Genomic DNA, 15,279 nt, shown 5'->3' on the forward strand with positions numbered 1-15,279 from the left:
AGAACCAGACATGTCTAACCCGACTTTTGCCGCCCCCACGCCCGAGATCGACGAGCCCCTGACCGGGCTTGTGCCGTTTGAAGGCCATCCGAAGCAGTATCGTCTTGCCGAGCCGAGCAAGGAATATGCGCATCTGTATCCGGCCAAGGTGCTGACGGTCCATCACTGGACGGACCGCCTGTTCAGCTTCACCACGACGCGCGATCCCGGTCTGCGTTTTGAGAACGGCCAGTTCGCGATGATCGGTATCGAAGTCGAGGGCAAGCCGCTCCTGCGCGCGTATTCGATCGCGTCCGCCAATTACGAAGACAACATGGAGTTCCTCTCCATTGCCGTTCCCGATGGCCCGCTGACCTCGCGTCTGCGCCATGTGAAGGTCGGTGATACGGTTCTGATCGGCCGCAAGCCGGTTGGTACGCTGCTGCTCGACAACCTCAAGCCAGGCCGCAACCTGTATTTCCTGTCCACGGGAACGGGTCTGGCGCCGTTTATGAGCCTCATCAAGGACCCTGAAGCCTATGAGCGCTATGAGAACGTGATCCTCAGCCACACCGTCCGCATTTCGGGCGAGCTGGCCTACGAGAACCACATCCGCCACGAACTGCCGCAGCATGAGTTCCTCGGTGAGTTCGTTGCCGGCAAGCTGCGCTACTACCCGGCTGTGACCCGCGAAGATTATGCCGTGACCGATCGCATCACCAAGCTGATCGAAACGGGCAAGATCTTCGAAGATCTGGGCATCGACAAGCTGGACCCCGAACATGACCGCGTCATGATCTGCGGTTCGCCGGAAATGCTGGCCGACACCGAAGCGTTGCTGGAGCGTATGGGCTTTGAGGAAGGCAATATGAGCCATCAGGGTTCGTATGTCGTCGAGAAGGCCTTCGCCGAGCGCTGAGGTTTCAAACAGGGTACGAAAGGCCGGAATGATGCAGGATTTTGATCTGTTCGTTATTGGTGCCGGCTCGGGCGGAGTGCGCTGCGCGCGCATTGCTGCCCAGAACGGAGCGCGCGTCGCGATTGCGGAGCGCCGTCACTGGGGCGGAACCTGCGTCAATCTGGGCTGCGTGCCTAAAAAACTGATGGTCTATGCGGCCGATTATGGCCGCGAGATCGCCGATGCCCCGTCCTATGGATGGGACGTCGCGCCGGTCGCCCATGACTGGTCTACACTGATCAGCGCCAAGGACCGCGAGATCGAGCGCCTCAACCGCATCTACGTCTCGATGCTGGAAAAGGCGGGGGTCACGCTGTTTACAGGCGATGCTAGTTTCGTGGACGCCCATACTATTGAAATCGGCTCCTCCGAACTCGCACCGGACGCGTCCGTCCAGCGTGTCCGGGCGAAGAACATCGTGATTGCCACGGGTTCCACGCCCACGCGCCTGAATATTCCCGGCGCCGAACATGCCATTGTCTCGGACGATGCCTTCCATCTGGCGGACCGCCCCGAGCGCGTCGCCGTGATCGGTAGCGGCTATATTGGCCTTGAATTTGCCGGGATTTTTGCAGGGCTGGGGTCGAAGGTTGATCTGGTGTTCCGCCAGTCGCATCCTCTGCGCGGTTTCGACAACGAACTGCGCTCTCACCTGTCCGAATTGCTGCCGCTGAACGGCATCAAGGCGCATCCCGGACGCTCGCCGGAGCGGATCGAGAAGGTTGGCGAAATTTTCCGCCTGCATCTTGAAGGCGGGGAGGTCATTGAGACCGACTGCGTGTTCATGGCGACCGGCCGTCACCCCAATCTGGCGCCGCTGAAGCTCGATAATGCGGGTGTGCTCACATGGGACGGCCGTATTCCGGCCAAGCCTGACGATGCGACGACCAACGTGCCGGGCATCTATGCCATCGGGGACGTGACGGACACCTACAATCTTACGCCAACCGCCATTGCCGAAGGTCATATCCTCGCCGAGCGGCTGTTTGGCGAACCGGGCCGGGAATGGTCTTTCGCCACGACGCCCAAGGCCGTATTCTTCTCCCAGCCGCTCGCCACGGTCGGTCTGAGCGAAGAAGAGGCCGTCCAGAGCCATGACGTGGATATCTATACATCCAGCTTCACGCCGATGCGCCAGACGCTGTCGGGCCGCAAAGGCAAGGCCCTGATGAAGCTCGTCGTGGACGCAAAGAGCCAGATCGTGCTTGGCGCCCACATGATCGGCCCGGATGCGCCGGAAATCATTCAGGGCCTGGCCATTGCGATTACGGCAAAGCTGACAAAGCGGGATTTCGATCGCACGATCGGCCTGCACCCCACCAGCGCGGAGGAATTCGTGACCATGCGAAGCCTCACACGCCACGTTCCTCGAAAAGCAGGCTGATCCATCATGACGGCGCGTACTGGTCTCACGGAGGCCCGGCAGTCGGGCCGTCACAGAATCTCTGAAGGGCAAGACCGGGCATGAAGTTTGGCTGGCTGTTTGCCCCGTCCATCACGTCCGTCATGTTCGCCCTCCGCACCACGGTCGCCTCGCTTCTGGCGCTGGCGATCGCGCTGTGGATGGAACTCGGTGAGCCGCAATGGGCCGCCATGACCGTCTGGATCGTCGCCCAGAATTCGCGTGGCGAGAGTATTTCCAAAGGACGCTGGCGTCTGGTCGGTACCGTCATCGGAATGGTGATGGCCATTATCCTCATGGCAGCGTTCCCGCAGTCTCCGTGGTTGTTCCTGCCGGCCCTTGCCATCTGGGTCGGGCTGTGCGCGGGTCTTGCCACGCTGACACACAACTTCCGCGGTTATGCGCTCGTGCTTGCGGGCTATACCTGCACCATCATCGCGCTGGGCGCGGTGAAGGAGCCGGACCACGTCTTTAATATCGCGATGGCGCGGGGAACCTATATTTTTCTCGGCGTGATCTGCGAGACGGCGATGGGCATGATTGCGCTTCCCAATGTCGCCGGACGTGCACGTGAAGAACTGCGGAACCGTCTTCAGGCTATTCTGACTCGCGCCATCCCGGCGCTGACGGCTGTCCTGCGCCAGAAAACGGGCGCGACGGATGATCTGTCCGCGCTGCTGGGGTCTCTTCAGGCCTCCAGCGATCAGATCGAATTCAGCCGTATCGAGATCCGTAGCGAAGGCAACGAAGTCGAGCACGCCTATGTCACGCTCGGGCTGGTTGCGCGCGTTCTCTCGCGTGGCCTGGGTCTGCGGACCCGTATGACGTCCGTGACGCACCAGCCCGAAGCCCTGCGGCCGTTTATGGAAAGCATGGCCAATGCTCTGGACGGCTTGCCGGAGCGTCTGGTGACGGATCGGCGCGGTATCGGCGCTCTGATGCAGGCCGAGGCCCTTCTGGCGGAATGTCGCGGGCGCATGCAGACGGTCCTGCCACGCGACGACGAGGATTCCCTGAACGAGGGCATCATCCTCACGGGTGTGGAAGTTATGCTGTCCGATCTGTGCGAGACCCTGCGCTCCTATCGGGCCAGCGTGGATGGGGCCCCTGTGTCGGAGCGGCATCGCCTGACCCGCAATCCGGACTGGCGGGCCTCCATGCGCAACGGCATCCGCACGACCGTGGCGCTGCTGTTCGGGGCCTATGTCTGGGAAGTTACGGCATGGCCGCAGGGCAGCGTCTTCCTGACCTTCATCGCCGTGGTCTGCGCGCGTTTCGCAACCTTCGAAAACACCGTGCTGCTGAGTTCCGCATTTTTCTACGGTGCGTTTTTTGCGGCTCTGGCGAGTATTATCCCGGTCTTTATCGTTATGCCGGTTACGGCGAATTATCCGTTCTTCTGCCTCGTGGTTGGGTTTTTCATGATGATAGGCGGTCTGGCCGCCCGCAATCCGTCCACGGCGGTCATGGCGGCATCCTATGGGACGTTTTTTCCATTCCTGCTGGGGATGGACAATCAGGGACGTATCAACGAGCTCGGCTGGTTTAACACTACCATCGCCCTGTTGCTCGGCCTTGGAGCGGGTGTGGTGATCTTCCGTGCCATCCTGCCGTTTACGCCAGCTCGTGCGGGCGAAGTCCTGCGCTATCAGCTCAAGCGTAGCCTGCGACGTCTGGCGCTGCCGGGTGTTGTAATGGACGAATATGTCTGGATCAATGAAGGCACCCAGAGCATGGAGCGCGCCGTGCGCTTTGCGGGTTCCCTGTCCAGCGATCGGGCAGAGGCCATGCTGCGCGGAACGCTCTCGGTGCTGACGGTCGGACGAAATGTGCTGATGCTGCGTAAACTCGCACAGCATGGAAGCCTGCCTGACACAGCGGTGGCTGCAGTGGACGGGCTGGTCCGCAACCTGTCCCGCCGCAAGCTGCCTCTGACGCACACGACAGCCACCATCGACCCAACACTCGACGAGCTTTATGCGCTGGAACGTCAGTCGCAGGACCCGTCGATCCGCCACGATCTGGTTCTGGCCATTGGTTCCCTGCTGATCGTGCGGACGGAAATGCCGGTCAGCAGGGCGTTTCTCAAAGGCGCGTTCTAAGGCGCCCTCAGGGTGTGGCGAGGAAGCGGAGCAGATCCTCGTTCACCCGCTCGGCATGGGTCAGGAAAAGTCCGTGCGGGGCACCTTCATAGGAAATCCAGGTCGAACCCGGAATGGCCGCTGCGGCCTTTTCGCCGGAAATTTCCGCCGGAACGGTTGAATCAGCTGTCCCATGGATCACCAGCGTCGGAACGGTAAAGGCCTGAAGATCCGGACGGAAATCGGTCGTGCCCCAAGCATCCACGCAGTCCAGCGTGGCCATCGGGCTAGCCATGCTGGCCAGCAGGAAGGACCAGTCCAGCACGCCCTGACTGACGGGGTGATGGATCATGCTGACGCCGTAGAAGTCTGGAATGAAATCTTTTAGGAAGCCAAAACGGTCCTGACGGATTTTCTGCTTGATGCCGTCGAGCACGGAAATGTCCACGCCTTTAGGATTGTCGGACGTTTTGAGCAGGAACGGCACGACGGACGACAGCAGGACGGTTTTGGAAATGCGTGAACGACCATGTCGGCTCAGATAGCGGGCGACTTCGCCGCCGCCCATGGAGAAGCCGACCAGCGTCGCATCCCACAGATCGAGCTGTTCGAGAATGACCGCCAGATCGACGGCGAATGTATCGTAATCGTAGCAGTCGATCGGGTGACCGGACTGGCCAAAGCCGCGCCGGTCATAGGTGATGACGCGATAACCCGCCTCCACCAGTGCAAGCGTCTGTTTTTCCCACATGTCCCCGGTGAGGGGCCAGCCATGAATCAGGACGACAGGCTTGCCTGCCCCCATATCCTTGACGTGAAGGCTCGTTCCATCAGTGGCGGTGATATACGGCATGGTTCTGATCCTCGAAGGAAGTCATACGGGGATCAGAACTTGCTGCCGGGGTTTTGGTTGCCTGTCTTACCAGCCGTTTCCGCGCGGCGCGACATAGCCGTTGCCGGTGGCGTCGCCGAGCTGGCCGGACTGCGTGTTGTTGCTACCCTGATAGGACGATCCGAACTTGGAGAGGTTTGCGCCCGTTACGGAATCACGTTCCACACCCGCCTCATGATCCGGGTCCGGACCATGCTCGAAATCGTTGGATGGCGTATCGGAATAGCCCGGAGGCGGCTTGCGATGGCCGCGTGCCCGGAAATGCTCGCCGCCTGTCGTGGCCTGCTGCTTGGCGTCCGTCTGCCCCTGATTCGGCTGCACGGGAAGGGTCGTGCCGGAGGCATAAGGCTGACCGAACGTCGCGGTCTGGGCCTGTGCCGCACCTGCCACCAGGGCAGTCGCCAGCAGGGCGTGGCAGAAGAAACGGGAAGAGGACAACATACGATCCAGTCCTTGGCCGATCATGACAACAAAACTGCCTTGCAGAGTACTGATAACGTCATGGTCTGACATTCATCGGCAAGGCGGCATATCGTTTTATAATCGGCCTGCTTTGAGCCGGGTTCAAGAGTTCTTTTCCTGTGCAACGTTCCCATATGCAGGGTCATGCCGAAATTCGGGAAATTTTATCGCCGTTCGGAGAGAGGTTGATGGAGGATCTTTTCGCGTCTCTGCGTCCCAGAACCGTTCTGGCGGAAGGAGCGGTGTGGTTGCCCGGCTTTGCGTTGCCGGATGCTTCTGCGCTCCATCAGGCCATTGCGGATGTGAGCGCCATCGCACCCTTCCGGCATTTTCACACGCGCATGGGACCGATGTCCGCCGCCATGACCTCCTGCGGAGCCTGTGGCTGGACAGCCGATCCATCGGGATATCGCTACACCCGAACCGATCCACAGACCGGCCTGTTCTGGCCAGCCATGCCGGACGCACTTCGTCATTTTGCTGTCCGGGCGGCGGCGGAAGCGGGATATGACGGCTTCGATCCAGCGTCCTGCCTCATTAACCGCTATGCACCGGGCGCGGGCATGGGGCTGCATCAGGACCGTGACGAGGGGCGGCCGGAAGCGCCGGTCGTGTCGGTTTCCCTTGGGATCCCGGCACGCTTTTCGTTCGGTGGCCTCACACGGAATGAGCCCAGGCGTATCATCGAACTTCTGGATGGGGATGTCGTGGTCTGGGGTGGGGCATCGCGCTTTGCGTGGCACGGGGTCTCCCGCATTCGCGAAACATTCCATCCGCAGACAGGTGCCATGCGATACAATCTGACGTTTCGCGCTATCAACGTCGCGCTTTTTCGGCCATAACCAGCCCCCCGCAACTCCTGCATTCACATCCTTCCGGAGGGCATTTGATGCACCCCTCGAGCCAGACCCCGACGTCCACCAACACGATGTCCTGGTCTCCTGCAAGCTGGCGTTCCCGCCCCATCGTCCAGGCTCCATCCTATGCGGATGAAGCGGCGCTTGCTGCTGTCGAAGCTCGTCTGCATCGATATCCACCGCTGGTCTTTGCGGGGGAAGCCCGCCGTCTCAAGACGCGTCTGGCCGCGGCGTCGCGCGGGGAGGCCTTCGTCCTGCAGGGCGGCGCCTGTGCCGAGAGCTTCGACGAGTTCACCGCCGACATCGTGCGCGACACGTTCCGCGTCCTGCTCCAGATGGCGGTCGTGCTGACATTCGCCGCCAAGGTTCCGGTCGTGAAGATCGGGCGCATGGCCGGACAGTACGCCAAGCCCCGCTCGTCCAATACCGAGACGATCAATGGCGTGACGCTGCCGTGCTATCGCGGTGACATCATCAACGGTCCCGAGTTCACACCCGAAGCCCGTATTCCTGATCCGCGCCGCATGGAGACCGGATATTTCCAGTCTGCTGGCGTGATGAACCTGCTTCGTGCTTTCGCGCATGGCGGTTATGCGAACCTGCATCAGGTTCATAGCTGGAATCTGGGCTTTGTGGAGCGTTCTCCGCTTGCCGCGCGCTATCAGGATCTGGCCCATCGCATCGACGAGACTCTCTCCTTCCTGCGCGCTTGCGGCTTCGACGGTTCGGCCTCGCAGATCGACGAGACGGAATTCTACACGTCTCACGAAGCCCTGCTCCTGCCGTACGAACAGGCTCTGACCCGCGTGGACAGCACGAGCGGTGCCTATTACGACTGCTCGGCGCATTTCCTGTGGATCGGCGATCGCACCCGTCAGCCGGACGGCGCACATGTCGAGTTCCTGCGCGGCGTGCAGAACCCGATCGGCATCAAGGTCGGTCCGACCACCACGGTTGCGGATCTCGAAAAGCTGCTCGAAATCCTGAACCCGAATGACGAGGCCGGTCGCATTACGCTGATCTCGCGCATGGGCAAGGACAAGGTGCGCGAGCATCTGCCGCCGCTGCTTGATGCCGTGAACCGTACGGGCCGCACCGTGACCTGGCTGTGCGATCCGATGCACGGCAACACCACGACCACGGCCAGCAAGATCAAGACCCGCTCTTTCGACAATATTCTTGGCGAGGTGCTCGGCTTCTTCGATGTGTTCGAGGCTGCGGGCCGTCGTCCGGGCGGGATCCATCTTGAAATGACCGGTCAGGACGTCACGGAATGCATCGGTGGTGCACAGTGTCTCACCGAAGACGATCTGGCCGGTCGCTATGAAACATTCTGTGATCCGCGCCTTAATGCGGAACAGTCTCTTGAAATGGCCTTCCTTCTTGCTCAGGAATTGACGGGACGAGCAGGAAAGAAATAATGACCGCTTCCGATCCCCAGAATACTCCACAAGCCGCGCTCCGGCGCGCGCTTGGTACTCTCGGCCCGCTGGACGAGACAACCATCGAAGCGCGGACGGATGCCTATTTCGGGCGAACGCGGCATATCGTGGAGCATTTCGGGGATTCCCGCGTCACCTATGCGGTGTTCATCCGCCGCCCGGTGATTGCGGCCTGCGGTCTGGTCACGCAGTGGCTGAAGAACGTGGCGGAGGCGCAGGGCTTCGATCTTCAATGCCGGGAAATGTATGCCGAAGGCGAGTGGGTCGGGGCGGGCGAGCCGCTCCTGTACCTGACCGGCAGTTTCAGTCGTCTGGCACCGTTGGAAACGCTGGTGCTCCAGCGGATCGGCTCGACCTGCGTGGCCGCACATAATGCCTATCAGATGGCCATGGCACTGCCCTCCATCCCGTTCCTTGCAATGGACGCCCGGCACTGCGCGGGCTTCGAGATGCAGGAACAGATGGCCTATGCGGCGGGCGTCGGCTCCCGCGCGGCGCGCAAGGAAGGGGCACGTGGCTTCATCGGCAATGCCAATGATGCCACGGCTGGTTTTTTCGGTCTTGATGCCGGGCTGGGCACCATGCCCCATGCCCTGATCGGTTATGCAGGCTCCACGCTGCGCGCGGCTGAGATGTATGACGAAGTCTATCCGAACGATCCGCTGACGGTTCTGGTGGATTACTTTGGGCAGGAAATCACGGACGCGCTCGCCGTCTGCCGCCGCTTCCCCGAGCGTGCGGCGAAGGGCCATCTGAGTGTGCGTCTGGACACGCATGGCGGTCGCTTCCTTGAAGGACTGGACCCCCAGACCTCATATGGTGTGCTTGAGCGTCACACGCCGGGCACCATCCGCCGCTACCGTTCCGATCAGGAACTGCGCGATCTGGTGGGAACGGGCGTGTCAGCGGCGGCGATCTGGCGGATGAGGGAGGCTCTGGACCATGCAGGGTTCCATCATGTCAGGATCGTTGCCTCTTCCGGCTTCAACGTCGCCAAATGTTCGACGATGCGGGACGCTCATGCCCCGATCGACGTGATCGGCAGCGGGTCCTTCATCCCTGACCGCTGGTCCGAAACCTATGCAACGGCTGATATCGTGGCCTATGACGGGCAGCCCCGCGTCAAGCTCGGACGCGAGTTCCTGCTCCAGAAAGTCCGTGACAGCCACGAGACATCCAAGGACATTTCATGACCGACGATACGATTGACCCTGTCGAAGGCGCCCCGGAAAACGACCCGCAGACGGGAATGTGGAGCGTGCGCATCATCGACCTGTCCGGCGCGTCGGAAGGCGAGGATGACACGGTTGAGGTGGTCAAGGACTTCATCGACCTGATGCACGCCAACGCCTATGCCCGCGCTTACGTCCGCGACAGCATCGAGCGGTGCCGCACTCCGGGTGCGAGTAGCAAGGAAGTGATCGAGAACTGGTTCGCTTTCGGTGAAAACGCTGAAGTCGTGGACGCTGGCGAGGATGGCTGGAAGTCCTCCACGGAACTCGAAGACTTCGCGGCCAGCCGTGCGACCCCGATGGAGCGTGACTGGCGCGCCATTGACCCGCGTCGCCTTGTCGATGACGAGGAAATCGCCGGTCCGCCGGATGATGACGACGACGAGGACGAAGAAAACCGCCACGAAGTGATCCGTCACTGAACACCGGATGCAGGGAAGGGGGTTCTCCCCTTCCTTCGCATGGCCCTTCATAAAAACCCGCTCTGGCAACGCGGCGCATCATGCGGCATTAAGGCGTCATGAAACTGCGCTTCGCTCCGTCCCCGACCGGTTACCTGCATGTTGGCAATGCGCGCCTTGCCGTCGCCAACTTCCTTTTCGCACGCCATAACGGCGCAAAATTCCTGCTGCGGATCGACGATACCGATACCAGCCGGGGCAAGCCCGAATATGAAGAGGCAATCGGCAAGGATCTGTCCTGGCTGGGGCTTAAATGGGACGAGTACGTCCGCCAGTCCGAACGGCTGGACCGTTATGCCGAAGTCATTGAAAAGCTGAAGGCGTCTGGTCGTCTCTATCCGTGCTTCGAGACGGAATACGAACTGAACGCCAAGCGCGAAGCCCGCATCCGCTGCGGCAAGGCACCGATCTATGACCGCGCCATGCTCAAGCTTACGGCTGACCAGCGTGCCCGTGCCGAAGCCAACGGCAAAACGCCGCACTGGCGCTTCCGCCTCAGTGATGGCAGCCGCAAGTGGAACGACCTCGTCATGGATGAGTGCTCGGTCAAGCTGACGGCTATTTCCGATCCGGTTCTGGTGCGCGGGGACGGCACGATCCTCTACACGCTGGCCTCCGTGATCGACGATCTGGATCTGGGCATCACCCATATCGTTCGTGGTGAAGACCATGTGACCAATACGGGCGTGCAGATCGATATTGCCGAGGCACTGGGTGCAAAGCCTAACCGTTTCACCTTCGCGCATCTGCCGCTGTTGCTGGATTCTGATGGCGGGAAGCTGTCGAAGCGGTTCGACTCGCTTGCGCTGAAATCCCTGCGTCAGGACGGACTGGAGCCGATGTCGATCGTCTCCTATCTCGCCCGCGTCGGTTCTTCGGATGATCCGCAGGTCATGACGATGGACGAGGCCATTGCGGCCTATGACATCTCGCATGTTTCCAAGTCGGCCGCGCGGTTCGACATGACACAGCTTCTTGCTCTGAACCGCCGTGCGCTGCACAGCCTGCCGTTCGAGGCTGCAAAGGCGCATCTGCCGCCGGAAGCCGACGAGACGTTCTGGAACGCAGTGCGCGGAAACGTCGACCTCTCCGCCGAGATCCCGCACTGGTGGGATGTGGTGCATGGCACGATCGTCCCGCCCTCACAGCCGGAAGACCGTGAGTTCCTTCAGCAGGCCCTCGACACCCTTCCGGCCGAGCCGTGGGGCGAGGACACCTGGAAGGACTGGACCAACACGCTCAAGGAGGCTTCGGGCCGCAAGGGACGAACCCTCTTCATGCCGCTGCGTCTGGCCCTGACGGGTGAAGACGCAGGGCCGGAACTGCACGTCCTGCTTGGCCTGATGGGGCGCGAGCGCACGGTTTCCCGCCTGCAGGACGCCATTCAGGCCTGACCCTGTTGCCCCGTCGCGCTTTTCAACAACCGCGACGGGGTCGATCTCTTCAGATCGCCTTGACGGACCAGAACGCCGTCCAGCTTTCGCCCGGCTTCAGATGTAACAGGCCGGGTTTCTGTGAAAAATCGCCTTTGAAGCCAACCGGCGTTGCATAGCCGTACCAAGGCTCGATGCACAGGAAGTCCGCGCCCGGTTTCGTCCACAGGCCAAGCTCTTTGAACCCGCCCCAGACGAACCGGATGCCCGCTCCATCCGGCCCGACCATGTCCACGGACCGGCTTTCGGGCTTCTCCATGATGAGCGCGTCTTTTTCAAAAAGTGCATCCGTCAGCGCAAGGACATTGTCCCGGACCGGCGTATGCTGTTTTTCCGGCAAAAGCAGTCCGTCAGCGTCAATGCGCCGGACGGGCAAGGGCTCGTCATATTCAAAAACCAGCCTGTAGCTGTCTTTTGCCACGCCCTCTTTCAGCGGCCAGCGGAAGGCCGGATGCGCGCCGAGGGAGGCATGAAGCGTGCTGGTGTTGTCCGGGTTATGCAGATGATACGAGACACGCAGGGTGTTGTTCTCGATCAGATAGACCAGTCGCAGCCGAAAGGCGGACGGGAAGATCGCGCGACTTTCAGCATCGTCCACCAGTTCCAGCGTGCAGCCTTCGGGCGTCCGTGCAATCCAGCGGAAGACCCGGTCCCGCGCTAAGCCGTGCTGTTTCAGCCGGACGGGTGTGCCATCCAGCGTGATTTCGTATTCCGGGAGTCGGCCAATAATCGGAAACAGGACCGGCGACTGTCTCGGCCATGCCGACCCTGCGTTCCAGAGCAGATCGTCCGTCCCGTTATGCAAGGCGATCAGCTCGGCGCCATGGCTTCTGACCGAGGCCTTCAGCAGGCCGGTCCCGAAATCATGTCTGTCGTCTGTCACGATATCCGTCATGGGATGTCTCCTGTCAGGGGGTAGGATCAGGCGTTTGCGGCGTATCGCCCGGCTCGGTCGTATGGAAGCGACGGAAATCGACCTCCACCCGCCCGTCCGGACGATTGGCGATCATATCCGAAAAACGGTAGCCGTGTTTCACATGTCCGATTTCATAGGCATGACGGGCAAAAACGGTCTGGGATGAGATTTCGTCCGTTCCGTCCATCGTGATGATAATTTCCGCGTTCTGGTCAATCAGAGTCTCTGCGGACAGGCCATAAAGCGGGCTCTGGCCGTCGATCAGATGGGTCGCGTTCAGGCTGATGCGGAAGATCGGCATGTGGGACTGCACCAGCGTGAGCCGGTCGAAACGCCGGACCAGACGCCCGCGCTCGTCCGGCATCAGGCGGGTGAGCGTCATCTCGATATTGGCGGACAGGATCAGGGTGCGGCGCTGGTTGGCGATGCGGATCGTGAGGGTGGGGATCACGTCGTCATAGGAGACGACCGCGACATGGCTGAACAGAACGCGGGCACGGGGGCGTGAAAAGCGGGCGAAGACCAGTCCTGTGGCGAGCGCGTTCAGCATCATGCCTGCCAGAACTTCGAACGACACGATGGTGTTCGTCAGGCGTCCGACGGGCGACATGGTGCCATAACCGACGGTTGAAATCGTTTGAACGCTAAAGAAAATATCGTCGAGGAAATCGCCGTCCGGAATACCACTGACGCTGTGCGGGATGATGTAATACATCAGCGCAAAGCCGATATTGATAACCAGATACAGCCCGATCGAGGCCCAGAAGAACATGAACCAGCTCATGGTCATCAGGGTATGGTAGAGGTCTCCAAGAGCGCCGGAATCCAGACCTGTGCGGATGATGTCGCTGCGGCCGTTCTCTTCGAGAACATGCGCCCGGATCCTGTTGACCGTCTCGACGACGGTGGGATGTCCGTGCTGTGATTCTGGCGCCCCCGGATCAGGTCGGGCTTGCATCCGTTTCCGGTGGCGCCAGTGAATCATGGGGTCAGCTCCTGTTCCTGCGGGCGCTGCTCAGTTCGCTGACAACGCCGTGAAGGGTGCGAAGCTCCTGTTCCGTGACTTCGCCTCTGGTGAAGAAATGACGCAGATTGCGCACCATGCCGGGGCGTTTCTGCTCGTTTCGAAGGAAATTGGTCTCGTCCAGATCGCGGATGAGATGGGACATGAAATTCTCCATCTCCCCCTTCGTCGCCACATGCGTCTCATTGGTCATGAGTTCGCGCGGTGGCGTCATGTCCTCGGTCAGGAACCACTCATAGGCCATGATCAGCACGGCCTGTGCGAGGTTGAGGGACATGAATTTCGGGTTGAGCGGATAGCGGACCAACGTATCGGCGCGGGCCATGTCCTCGTTGTCCAGACCGGCGCGTTCGGGTCCGAACAGGATGCCGGTGCGCAGACCGCGGGTAGAGGCGACGCGCAGTTCGGCCGCGGCACCTCGCGCGGTCATGACCGGCTTGACCACATGGCGCGGGCGCGGGCACGTCGCGAAAATGCGGTGCAGGTCGGCCACGGCATCGTCCACCGTCTCGAACACCTGAGCCGCGTCCAAGATCCGGTCCGCGCCCGACGACGCATACCAAGCGCGTTCCTGCGGCCAGCCGTCGCGCGGGGCCACGATCCGCAGATGGAACAGGCCGCCATTCGCCATGGCGCGCGCCGTCGTGCCGATATTCTCGGCAAGCTGCGGGCGCACAAGGATCACAACCGGATCAAAATCTCCAAGGGGGCCGATATCCGCCCCGCCGTCACGTCCGGTCATGGTTACGCCTTCCGCCATGTTGTGCCACCGGGGCCGTCTTCAAGGGTGATACCATCGGCGGCAAGCTGCGCGCGGATGGCATCGGCTCGGGCGAAATCACGGGATTTGCGGGCCGCAAGACGCTCTTCGATCAGGGTTTCGACCGCACTTGCGTCTACACCGGACTGAAACCACTCGGCGGGCGTCACATTGAACAGGCCCAGCATTTTTCCGGCAGCCAGCAGGCTGGAGGCCGCGTCCTGATCGCCCTGCATGGCGGCATCCGCCAGCGGGTGAAGGGCGGCGATGGCCAAAGGCGTGTTCAGATCGTCGCACAATGCGTCCATGACCGCTGCCGGAACAGCCGCACCCGGCTGCGCATCGCCGCGCTCAAGCGCCCGGTACAGCCGGTCCAGAACCCGACGGGCTTCCTCCAGCTTGTCCCAGCTGAAATCCAACGTGGAGCGATACTGCGCGCCCAGATACAGCAGACGCAGCGGTTCCGCGGGCGAGCGGTCCAGCACTTCGCGGATCGTGAAGAAGTTGCCGAGCGATTTCGACATTTTCTCGCCGTTCGACAGCAGCATCCCGTTATGGACCCAGTGCGTGGCGAATTTGCCATGCGGATGGCAGCACATGGACTGCGCGCGTTCGTTTTCATGATGCGGAAACAGCAGGTCGTCGCCGCCGCCATGAATGTCAAAGCTCTCGCCCAGATACCGGTGTGACATGGCCGAGCATTCGATATGCCAGCCCGGACGTCCGCGCCCATAGGGGCTGTCCCAGCCCGGCAGCTCCGGCTCGGAGGGCTTCCACAGCACGAAATCGCCCGGATCACGCTTGTAGGGTGCGACTTCAACACGCGCACCCGCGATCATGTCATCGAGCGAGCGTCCGGACAGCGCGCCATAGGACGGGAAGCTGCGGACTGCGAACAGCACATGCCCTTCGGCTTCATAGGCATGCCCGGTTTCGATCAGCTGCGCGATCATCTCCAGCATATCGTCGATATGATGGGTGGCGCGGGGCTCGATATCGGGCGGCAGAATGAAGAGTGACGCGAGATCTTCATGAAAGGCCTGCGTCGTGCGGTCGGTCAGGGCGGAAATGTCCTCGCCGTTCTCTTTCGCGCGTGCGTTGATCTTGTCGTCCACGTCGGTGACGTTGCGGACGTAAGTGACGCGCGGATACAGCGTCCGCAGCAGACGAATGAGGATATCCGCGCACATCATGGCGCGCAGGTTGCCCAGATGCGCGCGGTCATAGACGGTCGGTCCGCAGAAATAGACGCGCACATTCTCAGGATCGAGGGGCGTGAACGGTCGCTTTTCGCGAAGATGGGTATCGTGCAGGCGGAGCACGTGTGCAGCAGGATCGGCCATATGCCGATCAATGCGCCAGCCTTGGTTTGGGCGCAAC

Annotated in this window: 14 protein-coding genes; 8 read left to right on the forward strand and 6 right to left on the reverse strand. The window is 61.3% G+C overall.

Features of this window, described 5'->3' with window-relative positions; translation table 11 throughout:
• Positions 1-10: 10 nt before the first annotated feature.
• The 3 genes from JK176_RS01190 (at position 11) to JK176_RS01200 (ending at position 4,441) form a co-directional block, all read left to right on the forward strand.
• Positions 11-898: a ferredoxin--NADP reductase gene (locus tag JK176_RS01190; RefSeq protein WP_099285400.1), complete on the forward strand. Its 888-nt coding sequence runs from the start codon at positions 11-13 to the stop codon at positions 896-898.
• Positions 899-926: 28 nt separating this feature from the next.
• On the forward strand, positions 927-2,321 hold the full coding sequence (gorA, locus tag JK176_RS01195; protein WP_211586010.1) for a glutathione-disulfide reductase: 1,395 nt from the start codon (positions 927-929) through the stop codon (positions 2,319-2,321).
• An 80-nt stretch (positions 2,322-2,401) separates the two neighbouring features.
• On the forward strand, positions 2,402-4,441 hold the full coding sequence (locus tag JK176_RS01200; RefSeq protein ID WP_211586011.1) for an FUSC family protein: 2,040 nt from the start codon (positions 2,402-2,404) through the stop codon (positions 4,439-4,441).
• A gap of 7 nt (positions 4,442-4,448) precedes the next feature.
• Here JK176_RS01200 and JK176_RS01205 read toward each other — a convergent pair whose 3' ends face one another.
• Both JK176_RS01205 and JK176_RS01210 read right to left on the reverse strand, forming a co-directional pair.
• Complete coding sequence (locus tag JK176_RS01205) at positions 4,449-5,273, reverse strand: alpha/beta fold hydrolase (protein WP_211586012.1); 825 nt, start codon at positions 5,271-5,273, stop codon at positions 4,449-4,451.
• A gap of 66 nt (positions 5,274-5,339) precedes the next feature.
• Positions 5,340-5,753: a hypothetical protein gene (locus JK176_RS01210; RefSeq protein WP_174694200.1), complete on the reverse strand. Its 414-nt coding sequence runs from the start codon at positions 5,751-5,753 to the stop codon at positions 5,340-5,342.
• 209 nt (positions 5,754-5,962) lie between these two features.
• Here JK176_RS01210 and alkB point away from each other — a divergent pair, with 209 nt between their 5' ends.
• The 5 genes from alkB to gltX all read left to right on the forward strand — a co-directional run bounded on the left by alkB (position 5,963) and on the right by gltX (position 11,160).
• A complete protein-coding gene (alkB, locus tag JK176_RS01215; protein ID WP_211586014.1) occupies positions 5,963-6,616 on the forward strand; it encodes a DNA oxidative demethylase AlkB in 654 nt (217 codons plus the stop codon).
• 47 nt (positions 6,617-6,663) lie between these two features.
• Positions 6,664-8,052: a class II 3-deoxy-7-phosphoheptulonate synthase gene (locus tag JK176_RS01220; protein ID WP_194261678.1), complete on the forward strand. Its 1,389-nt coding sequence runs from the start codon at positions 6,664-6,666 to the stop codon at positions 8,050-8,052.
• Positions 8,052-9,266, forward strand: coding sequence for a nicotinate phosphoribosyltransferase (locus JK176_RS01225; protein ID WP_206033143.1), 1,215 nt, complete (start codon positions 8,052-8,054; stop codon positions 9,264-9,266). Before JK176_RS01220 ends, JK176_RS01225 begins: the two co-directional genes overlap by 1 nt.
• The gene (locus JK176_RS01230) at positions 9,263-9,727 is read left to right on the forward strand and encodes a hypothetical protein (RefSeq protein ID WP_408874178.1); all 465 of its coding nucleotides are present in this window, start codon (positions 9,263-9,265) and stop codon (positions 9,725-9,727) included. Before JK176_RS01225 ends, JK176_RS01230 begins: the two co-directional genes overlap by 4 nt.
• Before the next feature lie 98 nt (positions 9,728-9,825).
• On the forward strand, positions 9,826-11,160 hold the full coding sequence (gene gltX, locus JK176_RS01235; protein ID WP_211586016.1) for a glutamate--tRNA ligase: 1,335 nt from the start codon (positions 9,826-9,828) through the stop codon (positions 11,158-11,160).
• A gap of 49 nt (positions 11,161-11,209) precedes the next feature.
• On the opposite strand, the gene JK176_RS01240 is transcribed toward gltX, so the two are convergent.
• Genes JK176_RS01240 through cysS form a run of 4 tightly spaced genes read right to left on the reverse strand, consistent with a single transcriptional unit; the run spans position 11,210 to position 15,242 of the window.
• Entirely contained in the window at positions 11,210-12,094 is an 885-nt protein-coding gene (locus JK176_RS01240) for an aldose 1-epimerase family protein (protein ID WP_211586018.1), read from the reverse strand.
• Between the two features lie 13 nt (positions 12,095-12,107).
• On the reverse strand, positions 12,108-13,100 hold the full coding sequence (locus tag JK176_RS01245; RefSeq protein ID WP_194261599.1) for an ion channel: 993 nt from the start codon (positions 13,098-13,100) through the stop codon (positions 12,108-12,110).
• Between the two features lie 4 nt (positions 13,101-13,104).
• Positions 13,105-13,881 (reverse strand): RNA methyltransferase, encoded by a 777-nt coding sequence (locus tag JK176_RS01250; RefSeq protein WP_099285569.1) that lies wholly within the window; start codon positions 13,879-13,881, stop codon positions 13,105-13,107.
• 2 nt (positions 13,882-13,883) lie between these two features.
• Positions 13,884-15,242: a cysteine--tRNA ligase gene (gene cysS / locus JK176_RS01255; RefSeq protein ID WP_211586019.1), complete on the reverse strand. Its 1,359-nt coding sequence runs from the start codon at positions 15,240-15,242 to the stop codon at positions 13,884-13,886.
• Positions 15,243-15,279 lie beyond the last annotated feature (37 nt).

Source organism: Gluconobacter sp. Dm-73, assembly GCF_018256215.1.
GTDB classification, from domain to species: Bacteria; Pseudomonadota; Alphaproteobacteria; order Acetobacterales; family Acetobacteraceae; genus Gluconobacter; species Gluconobacter cadivus.

What these genes read in the sequence shown, in the direction of transcription:
- JK176_RS01230 (WP_408874178.1), top strand. Translation starts at nt 9,263, where the DNA reads ATGACCGACGATACGATTGACCCTGTCGAAGGCGCCCCGGAAAACGAC.
- JK176_RS01190 (WP_099285400.1), top strand. Translation starts at nt 11, where the DNA reads ATGTCTAACCCGACTTTTGCCGCCCCCACGCCCGAGATCGACGAGCCC.
- gorA (WP_211586010.1), top strand. Translation starts at nt 927, where the DNA reads ATGATGCAGGATTTTGATCTGTTCGTTATTGGTGCCGGCTCGGGCGGA.
- JK176_RS01210 (WP_174694200.1), bottom strand. Translation starts at nt 5,753, where the DNA reads ATGTTGTCCTCTTCCCGTTTCTTCTGCCACGCCCTGCTGGCGACTGCC.
- JK176_RS01225 (WP_206033143.1), top strand. Translation starts at nt 8,052, where the DNA reads ATGACCGCTTCCGATCCCCAGAATACTCCACAAGCCGCGCTCCGGCGC.
- alkB (WP_211586014.1), top strand. Translation starts at nt 5,963, where the DNA reads ATGGAGGATCTTTTCGCGTCTCTGCGTCCCAGAACCGTTCTGGCGGAA.
- JK176_RS01205 (WP_211586012.1), bottom strand. Translation starts at nt 5,273, where the DNA reads ATGCCGTATATCACCGCCACTGATGGAACGAGCCTTCACGTCAAGGAT.
- gltX (WP_211586016.1), top strand. Translation starts at nt 9,826, where the DNA reads ATGAAACTGCGCTTCGCTCCGTCCCCGACCGGTTACCTGCATGTTGGC.
- cysS (WP_211586019.1), bottom strand. Translation starts at nt 15,242, where the DNA reads ATGGCCGATCCTGCTGCACACGTGCTCCGCCTGCACGATACCCATCTT.
- JK176_RS01240 (WP_211586018.1), bottom strand. Translation starts at nt 12,094, where the DNA reads ATGACGGATATCGTGACAGACGACAGACATGATTTCGGGACCGGCCTG.
- JK176_RS01220 (WP_194261678.1), top strand. Translation starts at nt 6,664, where the DNA reads ATGCACCCCTCGAGCCAGACCCCGACGTCCACCAACACGATGTCCTGG.
- JK176_RS01250 (WP_099285569.1), bottom strand. Translation starts at nt 13,881, where the DNA reads ATGACCGGACGTGACGGCGGGGCGGATATCGGCCCCCTTGGAGATTTT.
- JK176_RS01245 (WP_194261599.1), bottom strand. Translation starts at nt 13,100, where the DNA reads ATGATTCACTGGCGCCACCGGAAACGGATGCAAGCCCGACCTGATCCG.
- JK176_RS01200 (WP_211586011.1), top strand. Translation starts at nt 2,402, where the DNA reads ATGAAGTTTGGCTGGCTGTTTGCCCCGTCCATCACGTCCGTCATGTTC.